The 19,078-nt window shown below is 70.2% G+C and carries 14 protein-coding genes; 7 read left to right on the plus strand and 7 right to left on the minus strand.

Annotation, left to right across the window (positions count from 1 at the left end; all coding sequences use genetic code 11):
• Positions 1–101: 101 nt before the first annotated feature.
• Complete coding sequence (locus MDN94_RS25360; protein ID WP_482728155.1) at positions 102–2,675, minus strand: AMP-binding protein; 2,574 nt, start codon at positions 2,673–2,675, stop codon at positions 102–104.
• Positions 2,676–2,889: 214 nt separating this feature from the next.
• Between MDN94_RS25360 and MDN94_RS25365 the strand changes: the two genes are divergently transcribed.
• From MDN94_RS25365 to MDN94_RS25375, 3 genes are read left to right on the plus strand one after another with little or no spacing between them, the layout of a single operon-like run.
• Positions 2,890–3,909 carry an iron ABC transporter substrate-binding protein gene (locus MDN94_RS25365; RefSeq protein WP_482728156.1) on the plus strand — a complete coding sequence of 340 codons (1,020 nt, stop codon included), beginning with the start codon at positions 2,890–2,892 and terminating at the stop codon, positions 3,907–3,909.
• 5 nt (positions 3,910–3,914) lie between these two features.
• Positions 3,915–5,501: an ABC transporter permease gene (locus MDN94_RS25370; RefSeq protein ID WP_482728157.1), complete on the plus strand. Its 1,587-nt coding sequence runs from the start codon at positions 3,915–3,917 to the stop codon at positions 5,499–5,501.
• Positions 5,498–6,544 carry an ABC transporter ATP-binding protein gene (locus tag MDN94_RS25375; protein WP_482728158.1) on the plus strand — a complete coding sequence of 349 codons (1,047 nt, stop codon included), beginning with the start codon at positions 5,498–5,500 and terminating at the stop codon, positions 6,542–6,544. The genes MDN94_RS25370 and MDN94_RS25375 overlap by 4 nt, the downstream gene beginning before the upstream one ends.
• Positions 6,545–6,738: 194 nt before the next feature.
• Here MDN94_RS25375 and MDN94_RS25380 read toward each other — a convergent pair whose 3' ends face one another.
• The 3 genes from MDN94_RS25380 to MDN94_RS25390 all read right to left on the minus strand — a co-directional run bounded on the left by MDN94_RS25380 (position 6,739) and on the right by MDN94_RS25390 (position 9,265).
• Complete coding sequence (locus MDN94_RS25380; RefSeq protein ID WP_482728159.1) at positions 6,739–7,014, minus strand: hypothetical protein; 276 nt, start codon at positions 7,012–7,014, stop codon at positions 6,739–6,741.
• A 408-nt stretch (positions 7,015–7,422) separates the two neighbouring features.
• Positions 7,423–8,313: a S1 family peptidase gene (locus MDN94_RS25385; RefSeq protein ID WP_482728160.1), complete on the minus strand. Its 891-nt coding sequence runs from the start codon at positions 8,311–8,313 to the stop codon at positions 7,423–7,425.
• A 568-nt stretch (positions 8,314–8,881) separates the two neighbouring features.
• Positions 8,882–9,265: a hypothetical protein gene (locus MDN94_RS25390; RefSeq protein WP_482728161.1), complete on the minus strand. Its 384-nt coding sequence runs from the start codon at positions 9,263–9,265 to the stop codon at positions 8,882–8,884.
• A gap of 198 nt (positions 9,266–9,463) precedes the next feature.
• On the opposite strand from MDN94_RS25390, the gene MDN94_RS25395 reads away from it, so the two are divergent.
• Positions 9,464–10,156 carry a LuxR C-terminal-related transcriptional regulator gene (locus MDN94_RS25395; RefSeq protein WP_482728162.1) on the plus strand — a complete coding sequence of 231 codons (693 nt, stop codon included), beginning with the start codon at positions 9,464–9,466 and terminating at the stop codon, positions 10,154–10,156.
• Positions 10,153–12,432, plus strand: a complete 2,280-nt coding sequence (locus tag MDN94_RS25400; protein ID WP_482728163.1) for a sensor histidine kinase — start codon at positions 10,153–10,155, stop codon at positions 12,430–12,432. The genes MDN94_RS25395 and MDN94_RS25400 overlap by 4 nt, the downstream gene beginning before the upstream one ends.
• 163 nt (positions 12,433–12,595) lie before the next feature.
• Here the strand turns inward: MDN94_RS25400 and MDN94_RS25405 are convergent, their stop codons facing one another.
• The 3 genes from MDN94_RS25405 to MDN94_RS25415 form a co-directional block, all read right to left on the minus strand.
• The gene (locus MDN94_RS25405; RefSeq protein WP_482728164.1) at positions 12,596–13,219 is read right to left on the minus strand and encodes a hypothetical protein; all 624 of its coding nucleotides are present in this window, start codon (positions 13,217–13,219) and stop codon (positions 12,596–12,598) included.
• Between the two features lie 18 nt (positions 13,220–13,237).
• Positions 13,238–14,236, minus strand: coding sequence for an inorganic phosphate transporter (locus MDN94_RS25410; protein WP_482728165.1), 999 nt, complete (start codon positions 14,234–14,236; stop codon positions 13,238–13,240).
• A 358-nt stretch (positions 14,237–14,594) separates the two neighbouring features.
• Positions 14,595–15,107: a GNAT family N-acetyltransferase gene (locus MDN94_RS25415; RefSeq protein WP_482728166.1), complete on the minus strand. Its 513-nt coding sequence runs from the start codon at positions 15,105–15,107 to the stop codon at positions 14,595–14,597.
• A gap of 1,165 nt (positions 15,108–16,272) precedes the next feature.
• On the opposite strand from MDN94_RS25415, the gene MDN94_RS25420 reads away from it, so the two are divergent.
• Both MDN94_RS25420 and MDN94_RS25425 read left to right on the plus strand, forming a co-directional pair.
• Positions 16,273–18,336 carry an RICIN domain-containing protein gene (locus MDN94_RS25420; RefSeq protein WP_482728167.1) on the plus strand — a complete coding sequence of 688 codons (2,064 nt, stop codon included), beginning with the start codon at positions 16,273–16,275 and terminating at the stop codon, positions 18,334–18,336.
• Positions 18,337–18,420: 84 nt separating this feature from the next.
• A complete protein-coding gene (locus MDN94_RS25425; RefSeq protein WP_482728168.1) occupies positions 18,421–19,056 on the plus strand; it encodes a hypothetical protein in 636 nt (211 codons plus the stop codon).
• Positions 19,057–19,078: the final 22 nt, after the last annotated feature.

Here is a 19,078-nt window from a genome sequence, read left to right on the forward strand (position 1 = left end):
CCGGGCTGTTCGTACCGCCGGACCCGGGTGCGTGCGCCCTGTGGTCCGTACCGCCGGACCGTCCGGTGAAAGCCGTCAGGCGGGACGTACGGCCTGCATGATCACTGTGCACGCCTGACACGCATGACGCGCCTGACATGACGCAGGGCGTTCGGCACCTTCATCAGGCGGCTCGTGCCGGCGGCGTAGGCGATGCCGAAGAGGAGCGCGGCGAGGAAGGCCAGGTGCCGCGAGAAGCCGTCGATCAGCGGAAAGATCTGCCAGTGGGTCAGGTAGATGTAGAGCGAGCTGGTGGCCAGGAGCCCTGCCAGCTGGTTGAGGCGCTCGCCGCTGGGCAGGGTGGGCACCCACACCAGAAGCATGAAGCCAACCAGGATGATTGCTTCCCGGCCCGGGTCGCCGGGGAAGAAGCCCGGCACGGTGGCCAGTGCCACGGCGGTGACCAGCATTCGGCGGCGTACATCGCCGGCCTTCGCCGCTGCCCAACCGAGTGCGAACAGCCAGAACACGGTGACCGCGTCGGGCATCTCGGTGCGAGGGGGCAGGCCGACGAGGTCGTATCGAGTGAGGAGCCCCAGGGCCGCGAGGCTCAGCGGCAGGGCATAGGGGAAGCGGCGCTCCACCCGGTCGCCGACGGGGAGGCAGATCAGGGCGAGGACGGCGATCAGGATGTGGACCAGGGCCTCGATGAACCAGAAGTGCATGCCGGTCTTGAGGTCTTCGGGCCCGAAGACACTGTCGAGCAGCAGGAGGTTGGCCAGTGTGTAGTCGTCGTTGAGGAGAAGGACGAGGCCGATCCATGTCATGCTCGGCAACGCGATGCGGGTGATGCTGGTCCGGACCCGCCGCACGCGGACGCGCCGGTCGGCGGTGGTGAGGTGGAAGCGGGCGAAGTTGTAGCCGGCGACCGCGAGCAGGATGTGTGCTCCGCCCTTGATGCCGAACACGTGGATGTGCGAGCCGACGATGCAGAAGATCGCCAGGGCTCGGAGGGCGACGCTGGTCTCCAGCCTTCGCGTGCGAGAGGGGAGTTCCGACGGCTCGGACGCCCGGAGGTCTTTGATCGGCGTCGTGTGCCAGTGTTCCGGCAGGTGACCGAGCCGCTCTTCGAGGAGGAGTGACATCTCCACGTACGAGAGCGAATCCCCGCCCAGGCTGACGAAGGAACAGTTTGCCGTCACGTCTCTCCGGTCGAGCACCTCGCCATAGAGCAGGCACAGGTCCTCAGGGCTGTCACCCGGGGGAAGAGCGCGTTCCGTGCGGACTGCGGCCGCCGGCTTGCTCAGTGCACGCACCCCTCGGTAGTCGGGCTTGCCCGTGGGCAGGCGGGGGAGGTCCGCCACGATGTGTACGTGGACGGCCCTGGTCGGCAGGCCGCACTCTTCGGCGACGAACGTGCGTATTCGGCGGGCCTCGGAGGTGTCGGTTCCGACGGCGGCTACGGACAGCCCTTCGTCGTCACCGGTGCACAGGGCGGTGACGCCGTCGCGTGCGAGCATCGCCTCGATCTGTTGGGGGTCGATGCGCAGGCCGAGGATCTTGGTGAACCGGCCGAGTCTGCCGGTGATTTCGTAGAGCCCTTCGGGGGTGCGGCGCGCGATGTCGCCCGTGTGGAGCTCGTGCACGGTCCGGCCGAGCCGGAGGTCCTCCCGTGTGTGCGCGTAGCCGAGCATGACGTTGGGGCCGGTGTAGACCAGCTCGCCGGTGTTCTCATCGGGTTGGTCGGGCAGCGGCTGGAGCCGGAAGGAGCCACCGGGGATGGGGATGCCGGCGGCCGCGGGGTGGGTCTCGGCGAGGTGCGGGGGCAGGTAGGCCATGCGGGCGGTCGCCTCGGTCTGGCCGTACATCACGAACAGCTCCCAGCCGGCGGAGCGGCCCATCGCGGCGTAGCGCTTGACCCGCTCGGGGGTGAGGCGTCCGCCGGCCTGCGAGATGTAGCGCAGGTGGGGGAGTTCCATCGAGGCGAAGCCGACGCGGTCGAGGAGGTCGAAGGTGTACGGGACCCCGGCGAGAGACGTGCCGCGGTGGGTCCGGAACAGCTCCCAGAAGGAGGTGTCGGCGACCGACAGGTCGGTCAGGATCAGACCGGCGCCGCGCAGGAGATGGCTGTGTACGACGGACAGGCCGTAGCAGTAGTGCAGGGGCAGGGTGGTCGCGGCGCGGTCGGTGTCGCGGATTCCGAGGTACTCGGCGATGGATTCGGCGTTGGCCTGGAGGTTCTCGTGGGACAGTCGCACGAGTTTCGGTGATCCGGTCGAACCCGAGGTGCTCAGCAGGAGAGCGAGGTCGGTGTGCAGGTCGTGGACTGAAGCCGGGCGACGCTCGTCGAGCACCCATGCGCTGCCCTCGGGGTGGGCCACGACATCCGGGTCGTACGCGTCGATCAGGGACTTGACGGCTTCGTCATGGCCGCCCGGCACCAGGAGGAGGGGGTGCCCGGCCGCGAGGGCGGCGAGGTGGACGACGAGGGCGTCGAGGGTGTTCGCGCCGACAAGCATGACCAGACGGCGTTCGCTGCCCAGGCGGCGGACCATCACGTCCACCCGGTCGGCGAGTTGGGCGTAGCTGACCCGGCGGTTGGCCGTGATGACCGCAGTCTGGTCGCCGTGGGCGGCGAGGCCGAGCACGAACGGGACGGACTTGCTGCCTGAACGCAGGCCGGGAAGGGGTGTCACGAGCGCATCTTAGGAAAGCCTTACTTGGCTGGATAGTCACAGAAAAGTCACAGGTGACCCATTGAAGATCCACAAGAAGTCAAGCGGTAGGGTCGGCTCCGCCGATGCGTCGGCGGAGCCGGATTGTTGTGTGTATCACCCTTGACCTTTAAGTTAGCCTTGCCTTACTTATGGGGCGTTCACGTTCTCTGCTGCTGTTGCAGGAAGGCTCCCCATGCGACGCCCCTTGGCCCGACGCTTGACCGCGCTCTTCGCGGCGGCACTTCTCCTCCCCGCCATCGCCGGCTGCGGCGTCGACGAGGACGACGCAGGGCTCGTGATCTACTCGGGCCGCAACGAGAAGCTGGTCAAGCCGCTCCTCGACGAGCTGGAGAAGGCCGTCGGCACCACGGTCGCCGTCCGGTACGGCGAGAGCGCCGAACTTGCGGCCCAGATCCAGGAAGAGGGCGCCAAGACCAACGCCGGCCTCTTCTTCTCTCAGGACGCGGGCGCGCTCGGTGCCCTCTCCACCAAGGGCCTGCTGCAGAAGCTGCCCCAGGAGTCGCTCGACAAGGTCGACCCGGCCTTCCGCGGCGGCGCGGGCGACTGGGTGGGCACCTCCGGACGGGTCCGCGTCCTCGCCTACCACCCCGGCCAGGTCGCCAAGGTCCCGGACACCGTCCACGACCTGGTCAAGCCGGAGTGGAAGGGCAAGATCGGCTACGTCCCGACGAACGCCTCCTTCCAGGCGTTCGTCACCGGCATGCGAGTCCTGGAGGGCGACGACGCCACCCGCGCCTGGCTCAAGGGCCTGAAGGCCAACGAGCCCAAGGTCTACGACAACAACCTCAAGGTCCTCGACGCGGTCGGCGAGGGTGAGGTCTCGCTCGGCCTGATCAACCATTACTACTGGTACGAGCGGGTCGCCGAGGAGGGCGAGAACAAGGTCAAGGCGAAGATTCACTTCCTGCCCGGCGGAGACCCCGGTGCCCTCGTCAACGCCGCTGGGGTCGGCATCGTCAAGGGAAGCGACCAAGCCCCCGCCGCGCAGAAGGCCGTCGACTTCCTGCTGTCGGAGAAGGCGCAGAAGTACTTCGCAGAGGACACCAAGGAGTACCCGCTGGCCGCGGGCGTGACCAGCACGGTCGAGGGCCTGCCGCCGCTGGCCTCCCTCGACTCGCCCACGATCGACCTCGGCAAGCTGGAATCCCTTCAGGAGACCCTGAAGATGCTTCAGGACGCCGGGATGGTCTGACCCATATGTATCCCACGGATCCCGTCGCGCAGACGGATCCGGCCGCCCGCCCGACCGGCGCCACCCCGCCGGCCGGGCGAGCGCGTGCCGGACGTCCACCGGCTGCCCTCCTCGTCCCGGCGTCCGTCGGCGCCGTCTTCGCGCTCCTGCCCCTCGGCTACCTCGCGATCCGCTCCCTGGAACGCGGCCCGGCCTTTGCCTGGGACGTCATCGCCGACGAACGCACCGCCCAACTCCTCGGCCGCAGCCTGGGACTGGCCGCCGTGGTCGTCGCCGCCTGCCTGGTTCTGGGCGTCTCGCTTGCCTGGCTCACCGTCCGCACCGCCCTGCCCGGCGCCCGAGCCTGGTCGGTGCTGGTGACCCTGCCGCTGGCCGTCCCCAGTTATGTCGCCGCTTTCGCCTGGCTGTCCGCCTTCCCCGCCCTCGCGGGCTTCGAGGGAGCAGCCGTTGCCCTGACACTGGTGAGCTTTCCGTACGTCTACCTCCCCGTCACCGCCGCCCTGCGCGGCACCGATCCGGCACAGGAAGAGGTCTCCCGCTCGCTCGGCCACGGCCCGCTCAAGACCTTCCTGCGCGTCACCCTGCCGCAGCTGCGCCCCGCGGCCGCCGGCGGAGCCGTACTCGTCGCGCTGTACGTGTTCTCCGACTTCGGCGCCGTGTCCCTGATGCGCTACGACACATTCACCCGTGGCATCTACACCTCCTACCGGGCCAGTTTCGATCGCACCCCGGCCGCCGCTCTCAGCGTCGTCCTCGTCGTGATGACGATCGCGCTCGTCGCCGCGGAGGCGCGTACTCGCGGCCGTGCGGGCCACGCCCGGACCGGGAGCGGCACCGCGCGCCCGGCCGTAGCCCTGGCCCTCGGCCGGTGGCGACTCCCCGCGCTCGGCTGGTGCGTGGCGGTCACCGGCACCGCCGTCCTCACACCGCTGGTCACCCTCGCCTACTGGCTGGCTGCCGGCAATTCCGCGACCTGGGACCCCGGTACGCTCGCCGACACGGCCGCCACCACACTCGGCGTCGCCGCCGCGGGCGCCGCGCTCACCACGCTCCTCGCGCTGCCTGTCGGAGTGATCGCCGCCCGCCACCGCGGCCGCACAGCCACCTTGCTGGAGCATTCCGCCTACGCGGGCCACGCCCTCCCCGGCATCACCGTCGCGCTGTCCCTGGTCTTCTTCGCCGTCCGCTACGCCGAGCCCGTCTACCAGGAACTGCCTCTCCTCGTTTGCGCGTACGCGGTGCTGTTCCTGCCCGTGGCCGTGGCCGGCACCCGCGCCGCCGTGCTCCAGTCGCCCCCGGTGCTGGAGGATGTCGCCCGCTCACTCGGGCGCAGTCCGCTGAAGGTGCTGCGCGAGGTGACCGTGCCGCTGGCCGCCCCGGGCGTAGCCGCCGGAGCCGCCCTCACCTTCGTGGTCTGCATGAAGGAGCTTCCCGCGACCCTCCTTCTGCGGCCCACCGGCATGGACACCCTGGCCACCCGCCTCTGGACCGAGACCGGCACCGGATCGTTCGCCGCCGCGGCCCCCTACGCCGCCGCCTTGATCCTGCTGGCCGCCGTCCCGTCCTACCTTCTCGGAAGGCACCGCACATGACCGACCTGCAGATCAGTGGCCTCACGAAGGCGTACGGCCCCGGTGCCCCGGTCCTCGACGGCCTCGACCTCACCGTGCCCGGGGGCGCTCTGGCAGCCGTGCTGGGCCCCTCCGGATGCGGCAAGACCACCCTGCTGCGCATCATCGCCGGCTTCCTGCGCTCCGACGCCGGAACCCTCACCATCGGCGGACGCACCCTCAGCGGCCCCGGCGTGCATCTTCCCCCTGAGCAGCGCCGCATCGGCATCGTCCCCCAGGAGGGCGCGCTCTTCCCGCACCTCAGCGTGGCCCGCAACGTAGCCTTCGGCCTCCCCCGCTCCGACCGCTCCACCCGGCGGCGCCGCACCGAGGAAATGCTCGAACTCGTCGGCCTGTCCGGCTACGGCGACCGCATGCCGCACGAGCTCTCCGGCGGCCAACAACAGCGCGTCGCCCTCGCCCGCGCGCTGGCTCCCGAGCCGGCCCTCGTCCTGCTCGACGAGCCGTTCAACGCCCTGGACAGCGCCCTGCGCACCGGCGTACGGGCCGACGTGCGCGCAGCCCTGCATGCCACCGGCGCCACGGCGCTGCTGGTCACCCACGACCAGCAGGAGGCACTCTCCACCGCCGACCTCGTCGCCGTCGTGCGCGGCGGCAGGGTGGCCCAGTGCGACACACCGCACGAGGTCTACCGCCGGCCCGCCGACCCCTGGGTCGCGGCCTTCGTGGGCGACGCGGTAGTCGTGACCGGCACCGCGGACCACAACAGCGTGACGACCGCCCTGGGCAGCATCCCGCTCACGGCACCCACCGGCGATATCCGCCGGGGCATGGTGGTGCTCCGTCCCGAGCAGCTTCGTCTGGTCGACCCGGATGCGGCCGAAGCCTGTGGCACGGTGACCGACGTCCGCTTCTACGGCCACGATGCGATGGTCACCATCGCTGTGGACGGCCTCGACGGGGCCATCGACGTCCGCGTCCCCGGCCGGGCCGGAGCACGCCCCGGCGAGCGTACGGGCATCGAGGTGACTGGGGAGGCGACCCTCCACCCCGCTGCCATGTGATCCCTGTGGTCAGTCGCAAGGCGGCCGATCCGGTGTGCCCGGCGGCTTCTTCTCCCCGCCCTCCGCCGCGCCAGCTGCGGAGCCCGCAAGCCGTCGCCCCGGCCGGGCAGGGCACAGGGGCGCTGACCTGAGGGCCGATCCACTTGTCTCAGGTCGGGAGATCAACTCCACGCAGCGCTCCGGCCCGACCGACGCTAGACGCTGAACGCGGCCACGGCGGTGATGCTGCTGCCGAATGCAGCGACGCCGAGGATGGTTCCGGTGATGCCGGTCCAGAGGCGGCCGGTGCCCTGATGCGCGTAGTGGATGCCGGCGACGCCTGCGACGAGGGCGAGCGGCCCGGCGATGACGGCGAACGCGAACGCGGGCGTCCACACGCCGACGACGGCGAATACCCCGAGGACGACGGCGGTGGGGCCCAGCGCGGTTGCGGGTGTGTCCGTCTGGTCGGGCGTGGTCGGCTGAGGCATAACGCGACTCCCTGTTTGAACGAGTTCAAATCGTGGGCATGAGCGTACCAACTCGAGGGACCGCGACCTCGGTTGGGGGCAATCAGCCATCCGGCAGTGGACATCGGAAGGTCCGGATTCCGCCCCTGCTTCACGTGGGGTGCGATGGCCGGCTCCGAGAGGCGCAGGGGGCGGCGCACCGGCGCAGATTGGGCCGAGGGCGCCACTCTGCGCGATGAGCCGTCCCCGGTGCGCTTCGCCAAGGCGCTGCCGCCCGGTGAGCGACCGTCAGGCGCTTGCGCCATCGGATCGACTACGCCGGCCACCTCGGGTGGTCGGCCATGTGCGACTTCGGTCGCCCCGGCCATGCGCGTCAGAAACGCGGCACGACCGGGGCGCCCGGGGTGAATCCGGCACCGCCTCGCTGTGTCAGCGCCGCAGCAGCTGCTTCATCCGCTTGCCCTCGGGGGACTCGGCGAGGGTGTCCCAGAGCTTCTTCGAGCTGGTTGAGGTGTAGACGCCGGGTGCACCCTGCTCACCGCAGCCTTCGCCGTACGACACGATGCCGATCTGGTACGTACGGCCCGCGACCTTGCGGAACAGCGGTCCGCCGCTGTCGCCCTGGCAGGAGTCCTTGCCCTCGACGCCCGCGCAGACGTTGACGGCCTTCTTGTAGCCCGGGTACGTCGCAGTGCACTCGGCGTGCGAGAGCAGCGGCACCTTCACACCGCGCAGCCGGTCGGGGAAGTCGGGCAGCTCGGTGTCGGTGTTGCCCCAGCCGATGACTGTCGCCTGCGCGCCGGGGCGGAGCAGGGCGTCGGTGCCGGCGGTCGGCATCTTCACGGCGGCGATGCCGGTGACCGGCCTGGCCAGCTCCAGCAGCGCCAGGTCGTAAGCCTCGTCCCCCTTGACGTAGCGGGGGTGCGAGACGATGCTCCGCACGTTGCGCAGCTGCCCCTGTCCCTTGTCGGACAGCACGGTCCGGCCGACCGTGACCTCGAGCTGCTTCGGCTTGGTGCCCGTCACACAGTGCGCGGCCGTCAGCACCACGGTGTCGCTGACGAGGCTGCCGCCGCAGAACTGGCGATCGGCCGGATTCTTGGAGCCCTTGTTCAGCAGGGCCGCCATCCAGGGGTGGGCGCCATTGGGCTGCTCCACCCCACCGATGATCCTGACGCTGGGCCTCGTCCGCTCCCCGTCGGGTGCGGTCTGCGCCGAGGCCGTGGTGACGGCCGATCCGACAAGGGCCAGCGCCGCGCTCGCAACCAGCCCGGCGGAGGTTATCCGGCGAAGGCGGTGGCGGCTCGGGGAAACGCTCATGGGGGTTGGTCTCCACTTCTGATTACGGACGCCGAAGGGCCTGACCTCGCAAGGTCGTTGACCCTTCGGCACTGTCGAGTCATCAGAGGGGCAAATCACGCGGGAGGTTCACTCGAATCCGGAGGTTTTCCGGTGCCGGGCCCTCAGATCGGCGGGCTGGTGGTGCCGGACAGCACCGCCCCGTTGTCGGTCGTAGTCCGTAGACCAGGCCGCACACGGCACACCGTTCGCCGCGTCAGCGGCCCGGCGGGTGGTCACTGCCAGAAGCGGCCGTGTGTCGGACAGGTCTGCCCGGTCCCGCCGCAGGTGCTGCATGTTCTGCCTGATCGTCCATTGCAGTGAGGGCAGTTGACCACTGGCGTGTGATCCCTCCGGCATCTGGCACCACTGCCCGTGCGGCCGGAGCTGAACAGGCCGCCGCCGGTCGTGCGGGCCCAGTCCTTGCCATGTGTCGAGCAGCGGTATCCCGAGGTGCAGCGGCTGCAGCCGCGTGTGCAGCACCTTTCCAGTGCCTGACCGCACCTGCACGTGACCTGGCTCATGTTCGTTCCTCCTCCGCCTCGGCGAATCAGGCGACGGTCCAGCCGCGCGTGCGGATACTGCACTGCTGGAAGGTGAGGGAGAGGCCGCCGGTGAGCCCCATGGCGTTGCCCATCCAGCGGTTGATCGCGCCCATGCGCCGGTCGAAGTACGCCTCACCGATGCAGCCGGTGCCGTTGGACGTGACGTCGACCATGAAGCGGAAGTACGTTTCGATCCTGTTGCCCGCGGTCACCGTCAGGCCGCTCTCGTCGAAGCGGGTCAGGTAGATCGAGGCGGCCAGGCCGGGCTCCGAGACGGACGGCGTGGCGTTGCTGAGCTGTTCGGACACGCCGTTGAAGAGGATCGTCATCGTGTCGGCGACCGAGTGCGGGGACTCGAAGGCGCCGACCCGCTTGGTGAACCTGCCCATGGTCTGCTCCTGATCTGTGGGTGTGTGATGCGCCGGTACCGCGGCCACTCGCCAAGTGGCTTCGCGGACCGGCCGGTTCACCTACCTTCGCTTCGGCGGGACGTCACTGTATGTCCCCGGGAAAGGGGACATACTCGCCCGCCTCGCGGTGGTAGACCCTTCCTCAGGCTTTCAGGGGCGTCATCATGAGGGAGAAGCATGAACGGTACGCAGGGTGCGAGCGCTGAGGGCACAGCGGCCGGGGCGCTCCTGGCCGCCGTCGACGACCACGCGGTGATCCTGCACGGTATTCGTGCCTGCCTCACCGAGTTGGCACCCGAGGTCACATGGGTCGGCAGTGCCGAGACCGTCACGGACCTGCCATCGAGGGTGACGGTGGTTCCCACCGTCGTACTGCTGGACATCGAGCTGAGCGACGGAAGCGAGGTCGGCGAGAACGTCAGGCGACTGCGGGAGTGGGGCCCGCACGTCATGCTGTTCAGCCGTGAACACCGCCCCGTGGTGGTCCACAGAGGTATCGAGGCAGGGGCCTTGGGGCTGGTGCTCAAGGAGGACCCGGACGCCCAGCTCGTCGAGGCCGTCGGCGCCGCGCACAGCGGGAAGGCGTACGTCTCCAGTCGGCTGGCCCACCAGATCGTCAACGACCAGCGGGGGAAGGTCCGTCTCAGTGCGAGGCAGCTCGAGGTGCTGGAGCTGCTGGCCCGCGGACTGAGGCCGGCGGACATCGCCAAGCGCTTGTACATGTCGGAGGACACCGTGAAGACCCACCGCAGGCGTGCCATCGACGCGTTCGCCAGGGGCGGCGGCAAGAAGCTCGACCAAAACTCCCAGTTGGTGTGGCGTTCGGTGGTGGACGGGCACATCGACATCGGCCCGGACGTGGCGGAGTGACGGGACGCGGCACCTACCGCTTCGGCGTGGAGAGCGCCCTCCGGCGGTCGTTCGCCGGCATGGCCCTGCTGTTCGGCGTCGCCTGGTGGTTCGTGGCGGCGTCGTTGGTCGCCTCCGACTCGGTCGCGCTCCATCCGTTGACATCGGCCGCCGCGGTGCTCTTCGCGGGGTGCACCGCGGCATGGGCCTACCGGGGTGCCTTCGTACGTATCGGGCGGAACGACGCCCGGACGGCGGTGGCCGTGGCACTCGCCGTGCACGCTGCTTACGCGCTCGAGCAGCCCGCCGAGATCGTGACGGGACTGCGTTGCATGGTGACGGTCACGGCGGTTCTCCTCGCCGTGGCATACCTTCCCGGCGTGTGGGGCCGGCCCTTGGCCGTGGTTTCTCTGGCGGCACAGGTGGCGGCCGGGTGGCAGGAGGGCATGTGGACGGCTCTGGAGGGGATCTGGCCGCCCTTCGCCGGGGGTGTGGCCGCGGCCGTGCTGGCCCCGGTCATGCGTGGCGCCGGGGACCGGGCCGACGCCGCCGTACGCGAGGACCTGGACGCGAGCGAGGCCGCCGCGCGGCAGCAGGCCGCACGAAGAAGCCAACGGGACTTCCAGCGCCTGCTTCACGACGACGTCGGTGCCGCACTGCGAGCAGTGGGTACCCGCGGCGTCCCCGTCGACGAGCAGCGCGCGGAGGCCCGTCGTGCGGTGGCCGGGCTCACCGCCGGGTCGGCCCCCGGGGAGGACGGCTCCGAGACCGACCTCGTGTCGTTGCTGTCGGGGCTCGTGGCGACCTCCGTCGGCGGCCTCCCCCGCCCGCGGGTCTCGACCGACTTCCCGTCGGGTGGATTGCAACTGCCGCATGAGGTGGCTGCCGCGTGTACCGGGGCGGCCGTCGAGGCGCTGCGCAACGTGCGGTACGCAGGCGCCTCGCACGTCCACGTCCGTCTGAGCGGAGACCGGCGCGGCCTGGAACTGGCCGTCTCCGACAACGGCAAGGGGTTCTCCGTTTCCCACGTCCGCAAGACGGCCGTGGGACTCAAGGACTCGGTGCGTCAGCGCATGACGGACATCGGCGGGGAGGCCGACGTCCACAGCGAACCCGGACACGGAACCACGGTGCGTCTGCGGTGGAGATCGCCGGTGGCCACCCCGTGCGGAGGTGTGCCGGCGGGCCGACGCGGTCGGCTGGAGACGCTGCGGGCAGCCGTGGGCGACGTCCGTGCACCGCTGGCCGCGGTGTGTCTGCCGTATCTGGCGGTCATGGGCGCCGTCGCGGTGGTCAGGACCGTGCACATGCCCCAGATGGTGGCGCATCTGGTGTGGTACGCGGCCCTGACCGCGGCGACGTGCATCCTGCTCGGCTGGGCACACCGCCGGATCAGCGCGAAGGTGGCCGCTGTGCTGCTGGTCGTGGCGACTTCCGGCGCGGTGAGCAGCCTGCTGGTGATCCCCTCGGAGGGCATCACGGACTATCGGTCATGGCCGATCGGCGCGGTGACGCCGCTTCTGACCCTGCTCGTCGTCGTGCGTCCGCTGCGGCAGACGGCGCTGGCGCTGGCCTGCGAGGAGGCGGGCATCGTCATCCTGATGGCCGTCGATCCGCCGGCCGCCGCGACGCCGACGAGTGCGGTCGCGATGGCGCTCCCGGCGATGCTCGCTCCGGCGATGGGCGTCGTGATGGGGCTGGTCATCAGACGCACACTGGTCACTCTGGGCGGCGCGGTCCTGGACGCCCACCGGCACCGCATGGTCGTCGTCGCGACCGAGTCGGCGGCCCGGGCGCGAGCGGCGCAGCATCGCACACGGCTCGCCGAGATCGACGAGCAGGTGCTGCCGTTCCTCCGCTCGGTGGCCACCGGCGAAACGCACGATCCGGGTGCCCTGCGGAGGCGGGCGGACCGGCTGGCCCAGTCCATCCGCGACGAACTTCACCTGCCGGGGGTGTTCCACCGGCCCCTGCGTGAACTGGTCGGCTCAGCCCGGGAGTCGGGCTGCGTGGTGACCGTCCACGCCCATGCGGACCTCGACGCGCCGCCCGTGGACGCAGCGGCCCGGACGGCACTGCTGCGCAGCGTTCTCACCGCGGCTCTTCACGGGCAGGAGACCCCTGCTGAGTTGGTGCTCAGCATCCAGGACGGAGCACGACGACCAGGCCTCAGCCTGGTCGTCATGCCCGGAGACACGCTCCGGGCCGACGCGCTGCGCGCCGTTCTTGAACCCGGGACGTACACGATGGAGGACACCGCCGACCTGACGTGGGCCGAGGTGAGCTTCCGCTCGTGACAGCGGCCTCGTCTCGCACAGCGTCCTCCCATTCGTGTGTTCCGGTCATGCGCGGATCGCAGCGTCTTCCGGCCGCGACTCAAGGATCGAGTCAGAAGCCGACGGAGCGAGGGAGCCGCACCACGGTGCCAGGCCCAGCCGGCCCGGCTTCGCAGGCCGGGATTCATCCGCGCTGCGGGGAGCTCTCCGCGTGGGTCGGTGCCTGTTCCCCGGCGGTTCGGACCCGGGCCTCCGTCACAGCCCGGTGGAGGAGCCGGGACAGGCGCTGGTCGGCGTCGGGGGCTGTGAGCAGGACGCGGAGGGAGTGTTCGAGGTGGTGGTGGCCGGGGCCGTGCCACCACAGCACGTCGGCGATGCGGGCCGTTGTCGTCGCGGTACGGGCTCCGGCGAGCCGGTGGGCGCGGGCATGGCAGGCCGCGCTGCGCCGTTTAAGGCGCCGCGAGTCGGGCCGCACGCGGCGGGCGGCGTCCACGACCGTGCCCACCAGGAGCGGACCGTAGGCACGGTCGGCGGGGTCCGCGTCGGCGAGATCGGCGGCCAGCGGCCACAGGGTGTGGCGGGTGGCGTCGTCGACGGCGTCGTTGACCGCACGGGCGAGCGCGGCGAGTACCGGATGGGTGCCGGGCGGTCGGTCGGTGAAGCGGCCGGTCGCCAGCAGGGAGGCCTCCTCCATCAGGCAGGCGCCGTCGTCGGGGTGCAGATGGCTGAAGCGGCCCGGCACGGGGAGGCCGTCGGGGAGTCCGGCGCCTGGTGGCCTGCCCGACTTGGGAGTGGGTGAGGTGGGCATCGTGGGCCTCCGCTACGGTCACAGGCCAGTGAGGGCTTGCAGGATCAGGTAGAGGGCGGCGGCGGGCAGCCCGGCTCCGGGGAAGGTGAGGATCCACGCGGTGCCGATGGAACGGGCCACCTGCCAACGCACAGCCGAGATGCGCCGGGTCGCGCCGGCGCCCAGAATGGCCGCGGTGATCGTCTGGGTGGTCGAGATCGGGGCCTTGAAGACGAACGCGGTGGTGTAGAGGACGCCCGTGGCTGCGGTCTCCGCGGCGAAGCCGCGCGGCGGGTCGAGGTGGACGATGCGCCGGCCCAGGGTGGTGATGATGCGGCGCCCGCCGCTGTAGGTGCCCGCGGCCATCGCCGCTGCCACTGCCGCGATCACCCATAGGGGTACGGAGAAGTCGTCCTGCCATCCCGCCGTGACCATGGCGAGGACGATGACGCCCATGGTCTTCTGGGCGTCCTGCAGCCCGTGTCCGAGGCCCATGGCCGCGGCTGACATGGTCTGCGCCATACGGAAGCGGCGGGTGGTGGGGCGCGGGGCGGCGCGGCGGAACGCCCACAGGATGATCGTGTGCAGTGTGTAGCCGAGGGCCACGCCGACCAGCGGGGACAGCAGCATGGGCAGCAGGACCTTGTCCACAATGCCGGTCCAGTGCACGGTGGCGGAGGCGGCGAGGGCGGCACCGACCAGTCCGCCGATCAGGGCGTGGGAGGACGAGGTCGGAAGCCCACGCCACCATGTGAAGACGTTCCAGCCGATCGCGCCGATGAGCGCACACAACACCAGCAGCAGGCCGGACAGTTCCTGAGGTGCACCGATGATGCCGCTGCCGACGGTCTTGGCCACCTCGGTGCCCAGGAAGGCGCCGAGGAAGTTCATCACGGCGGCCATGGCCAGGGCGATGCGGGGCGTGAGGGCCCGGGTGGAGATGGAGGTGGCAATCGCGTTCGCGGCGTCGTGGAAGCCGTTTGTGAAGTCGAACGTCAGCCCCACGATGATGATCAGCACCACCAGAGTGAGCTCCATGGCCGGATCACCTTTCGCCACGTACACGGTCACGGCATCGGACGGCCGCAGGCGCACTCGCCCTGTCCCCATCCTGCCGCGAAGCCCCCGCGGGAGCCGGGCACGGACAAACGACACGCACACAGCCGACGAAAACGTCGCTCCGCATGGACCGCAGCAGGTCACTGGGTGCCACTACACGGTTGCGCGCCGGGCGCGGGCCCGGCGCCATGCCGGGGCACCCAGCTGCTTATGAGATATGCCGATGATTTCGTCGTGCTCTGCCGCGCCGTAAGAAGGGACCCGGCGGCCCGTGACAGGTCGGCCACCGAGGTCTCCCATGGGGCGTGAGAAAAGGAAGTAGGTGATCTCCCCGGTGCTAAAGCGGGACGTCGATGTCGAGGACAGGCCCGACGGCACGAGGGGGCGATGCGTCCAGACTCTCCAGGACGTGGAGCATCGGTACGTTCTGCGCAGCGACCGCCGCGGTCAAGGTGTGGTGGCCCGCCCGGCGGGCCACTTCGGCCGCGTGTGCGGCCAGGGCGGTGCCCAGCCCCTTGGACTGCCAGTCGTCCTCCACCAGAACGGCGAGCTCACCCACCCCTTGCCGGTCGGTGCGCATCACGTTGGTCATGGCGATGATGTGGTCCATGCGCTGGGCCGGGGTTGTCACCAGCGTGGTGCCGCGCTCCGGGTCGGACAGCAGGCGCCATCCGGCGGGAGAGAGCTGAGGTTTGCCGGCGTGGTAGCGCAGTGCCCGGCTGCCTGGCGAGCAGCGGCGGTGCAGTGCCTGGATCGGTTCGAGATCGGCGGGCGTCACTTCGCGGGTCCGGGTGGCGGTGCCGTCGGTCAACGTGATCGGGTGCGCGGTGTCTTGGCCGACGTCGGGCATGCGATGGTCTCCTGACAATGGCATACGTGACGGGCGTGCGGGCGGACCCCTCGGGGATGTCCGCTTCGGCACACGAGCAGTCTTTTGCCACTCCCGGCCCGACTCAAGGCGGGTTTGCGCCAAAGCGACTACGCTTCGCACTTAGTACGTCACTCAACGGAGTCGGTTTCGGTCAGGCGGACCGCTGCTGACTGTCACCGCTCACCAAGGCAGTGCCTTGGCAGGCCCTCCGTTGCAGGGCCGGGGGAAGCCCGCTGGGTCATCCATGGCACAAACAGGGTCCGGTCCTTGCGGGCGCAGCGGTCGCTGCCATTTCCGCGGGGCGGACGCGGTTCAACCGTGGCGGCCGAGTCCGGTGCGGCGGTTGAGCGGGGCAACCGGGCGATGCTCACGTCGGATCTCGTGGCCCTCGGTGCGGAACCGAACGACCCCGGCTGGCGGTGTCGGGGGACTCCGCCATCAACCGGCCTCGGCCGGCGCGCTGTTGGGTCGGCGAGGGGCAGCGAGGCCGGGATGAACGGTGGTGGGCGAGGCTCTCGTCGGGTCAGCCGGATGCACCTTGTTGGTCAGCCACTCCGGGATTCAACCGGTTCAAGCAGTTCCGCGCCGTCGCCGCCCGTTCGGGACAAGCTCGCAACACGCGACGGGCGCTGTCGCGACCCTTCACCAGGGCAGAAGCGCGCCGCGTGGAACAGGGGGAGAGGACCGAGAGCACGGAGTCGTCCTCTGTACGGATACAAGGGTCCCCAGGGCGCCGCATCGCCGCCCCCCATGGGCTGGGTGAGCAGCTCACCGATGTGGGTGAGCAGTAGCGGATCGGTTATTCGTCTTAATCGCCGGGGCGGCGTTCTCCTCCCTTCGGCAGGAAGATGGCCGCACTGTTTGTGATCACGTCAATTCGCCGCGTGAGAAGCGCAGTTGACGAGCACTCAAAAAGGACCGGGCCATATCTCGATCAGATCACGACATCCTTAAATGGGACTAGACCACCGCCGCTCAACGCGCGTAACTCGCTTGATTGCACAACAAGTTGACTGATCATCAATTTCGGAGCGTTGATAACAGAACAACTCCCGGAAAGCGGACCCTATTTGTCTGAATTTTCCTCTCATTTGGTCTGGCAAGCTTTCGCGCACCCATCCCCTGACCAAGGAAGAGGTGCAGTTTGTCCGGACGCAGAAGACTCAAGAAGCCCCCGCGTCGCAAGTCCCGCCGGCTCATACTCGGCTCGGCCGCGGTCGCCGTCATGGCGGTCGTGGCCGGAGTGGCCTACCAGGCGACCCAACCGGCATCGGACGCAACCCGACCGCTGTCGCTCGCCCAGGGAGAGGCGCTCGCAGCGACCCCGGAGCCTGCCAAGGGGCCGGCTCGCGACAAGGACCCCGAGCCGCTCAAGGACGTGCCCGAGAGCGAGCCCGAGCGGGGCATGATCTACAAAGGGCTGAAGCCCGCGCACGAGGGGGATCCGTGCGCGGGGGTGTACCGCACGGCCGGCGGTCACTGCACTCATGGCCCTGACGCCCCTCCGAAGGGCGTCGACATCAAGAAGGACACCCCGCCCGCGGTGAAGGCCGCCGCACCCGCGGAGGACCCGACCAAGGCGGAGAGCGGGAAGCCCTCCGGGGGAGGGCTTCCGCGCACCACCGCACCCGCACTCGACGCCGCGACCCCGGCCGGTGAGGTGAGCAGCCCTCCCTCTGCCGGGGCTTCCGCCTCGCAGGCTCCCGCGGCGAACGGGCCCGCCGGGCAGACCGTGCGCTGCGACGGCGACGGCAACAGCGGCAACCGTGTCCAGGTGGTGTACGTGCACGCCCCCGGACGCGACCGGTACGCGGAGTACTTCCCGTCGTTCCGCAAGTGGGCCGCCGACGCCGACCTCATCTACTCGGAGAGCGCCAAGGACACCGGCGGTGTGCGGAACATCCGCTATGTGACGGCCGCCGACTGCACGCCGACCGTGCTCAACATCGAGCTCCCGGCCTCCGCGCTGTCCGAGTTCAGTGCCACGAACAGGGCCCTCGCAGCCAAGGGACTCGACCGCCGTGACCGCAAGTACATGATCTTCGCGGACGCGCAGGTCTACTGCGGCATCGGCTCCTTCGCCGGGGACGAGCGTCCCGGTCAGAACAACCTCAGCAACTTCGGCCCGTCCTACGGCCGTACCGACACCGGCTGCTGGGGCGGACACACCGCGGCGCACGAACTGGGCCACAACCTCGGCGCGGTGAACAACAGCGCACCCAACACCAGCCGGGGCGCGCACTGCACGGACGAGTACGACGTCATGTGCTACTCGGACACCCCGTACTACCCGAAGATGCGCTACGTCTGCCAGGGGCAGGAGTACGAGAACCGTCTGGACTGCAACCACGACGACTACTTCCACACCAACCCAAGGCAGGGCAGCTATCTCGCCACGCACTGGAATATGGCGGACAACCAGTTCCTGATCAAGGGCAGCACCGGGGGGCCCGACCCGAACCCCAGTCCGACCCCGACGCCCAAGCCCACCCCGACGAACGGCTCCGGCACCGGGCCCGCCGTCACCGTGGGGCAGATCGGCCCGGACTCCGCAGTCGCCGGCTGGAGCGCGGTCAGCGGTGCGGCCTGGTACCAGATCTTCCTGAACGACCAGGCAATCGGCTGGGTGCAGGGGACCAGCGCCCGTATCTACAACCTGAAGCCAGGAACGAACTACACCGTCTCTGTCTCGGTGCGTGACTCCTCGGGCCGCGACAGCGGCCGGGGCAAGGCGGCCTCGTTCCGCACCTCGGGCGGTGGTGACGGCGGTGGTACGACCCCCACGCCCAACGCGCGCCATCTGCTCACCAACGGCGCAACCGGGAACGCCGCCGAGATCTGGGGCGGCAGGAGCGGCGACGGCACTGTCCTCGTCGGCTCGCAGCGAAACGGATACGCCCAGCAGCAGTGGTACTTCGACAACGCGGGCAACGGCTACACCCGTATCCGTTCCGCCGTCACCGGCAAGTGCCTCCAGGTCGGCGGAGCCGCCTCCGCCGGCATGTATGTGGTGCAGCAGCCCTGCGCAGACACCGCTGCCCAGCGGTGGAGGATCGCCCGGAGCGGCAACGGAGTGACGGTGACGGCCGGTGACAGTCGATACGTCCTTGGCGTCAGCAACCGCCCGTACTACGGGTCGTGGCTGATCGAGTTGCAGAACGCGGCAGGCGCGCCGGCCCAGGTGTGGACGGTCCAGAAGGCCGCCTGAGCCTGAGGACCCCGCATCGTTCCCAAGACGGCCGGCGGGCCTGTGGCCCGCCGGCCGTCCCCATTCCACCCCCGCATCCCATCCATGGAGGACATCGTCATGCGCCGAGCCCTCGTCCCGGCCGTCGCCACCGCCTTGGCTGGCGCGGCCCTGTCACTGACCACCGCCGGCGGCGCCCTGGCCCACGGTGACACCCTGAAGGTGGAGATCACCGGACACGACTTCGGCCGCGTGCGGACGACCGTCACCTGGGAGAACGACAACGACCCGGTCGACGAGCGGGTCGCTGCCACGGTGAACGCGGTCAGCGCCGACGGGAGCAGGTCCCTGGGCCCCTGGAGACTCGTCCGCGACCCCGCCTCGGCGACCGGTTACACCACCGCGGAGGCGCTGCCCCCCGGGGACTGGAGGGTCACCGTCGAGGCGGGCCATCCGGGGCTCGGCCGGGACGAGGAGGCAATCACGGTCTCTCCCGGGACCCCTGCCTCGCCCACGGCCGGACCCGGCACTCCGCGGCCCACGGCCGAAGGTACGGCACAGCCCGAGTCCGCCACGCCCGCCGCGGCCGTGGGGACCGCGGCTGCCGCCCCTGATACAGCCGCCCGTACCGGTACGGGCGGATCCGGCCCCCTCCTGGTGGCAGGTGGAGCCCTGCTGGCGGGTGCTGCCGGTGCCGGCGTCGTCTGGCGCAACCGCCGCGTCGGGGCGCGGGGCCGCTGACCCCGGAGTCCCGGCGGGAGAC

This window comes from Streptomyces sp. WAC00040 (genome assembly GCF_056835925.1).

Bases quoted from the DNA above. Each gene is read 5' to 3' on its own strand.
- MDN94_RS25385 (WP_482728160.1), bottom strand. From the start codon at position 8,313: ATGAGCGTTTCCCCGAGCCGCCACCGCCTTCGCCGGATAACCTCCGCC.
- MDN94_RS25405 (WP_482728164.1), bottom strand. From the start codon at position 13,219: ATGCCCACCTCACCCACTCCCAAGTCGGGCAGGCCACCAGGCGCCGGA.
- MDN94_RS25410 (WP_482728165.1), bottom strand. From the start codon at position 14,236: ATGGAGCTCACTCTGGTGGTGCTGATCATCATCGTGGGGCTGACGTTC.
- MDN94_RS25390 (WP_482728161.1), bottom strand. From the start codon at position 9,265: ATGGGCAGGTTCACCAAGCGGGTCGGCGCCTTCGAGTCCCCGCACTCG.
- MDN94_RS25365 (WP_482728156.1), top strand. From the start codon at position 2,890: ATGCGACGCCCCTTGGCCCGACGCTTGACCGCGCTCTTCGCGGCGGCA.
- MDN94_RS25415 (WP_482728166.1), bottom strand. From the start codon at position 15,107: ATGCCCGACGTCGGCCAAGACACCGCGCACCCGATCACGTTGACCGAC.
- MDN94_RS25370 (WP_482728157.1), top strand. From the start codon at position 3,915: ATGTATCCCACGGATCCCGTCGCGCAGACGGATCCGGCCGCCCGCCCG.
- MDN94_RS25380 (WP_482728159.1), bottom strand. From the start codon at position 7,014: ATGCCTCAGCCGACCACGCCCGACCAGACGGACACACCCGCAACCGCG.
- MDN94_RS25395 (WP_482728162.1), top strand. From the start codon at position 9,464: ATGAACGGTACGCAGGGTGCGAGCGCTGAGGGCACAGCGGCCGGGGCG.
- MDN94_RS25425 (WP_482728168.1), top strand. From the start codon at position 18,421: ATGGAGGACATCGTCATGCGCCGAGCCCTCGTCCCGGCCGTCGCCACC.
- MDN94_RS25375 (WP_482728158.1), top strand. From the start codon at position 5,498: ATGACCGACCTGCAGATCAGTGGCCTCACGAAGGCGTACGGCCCCGGT.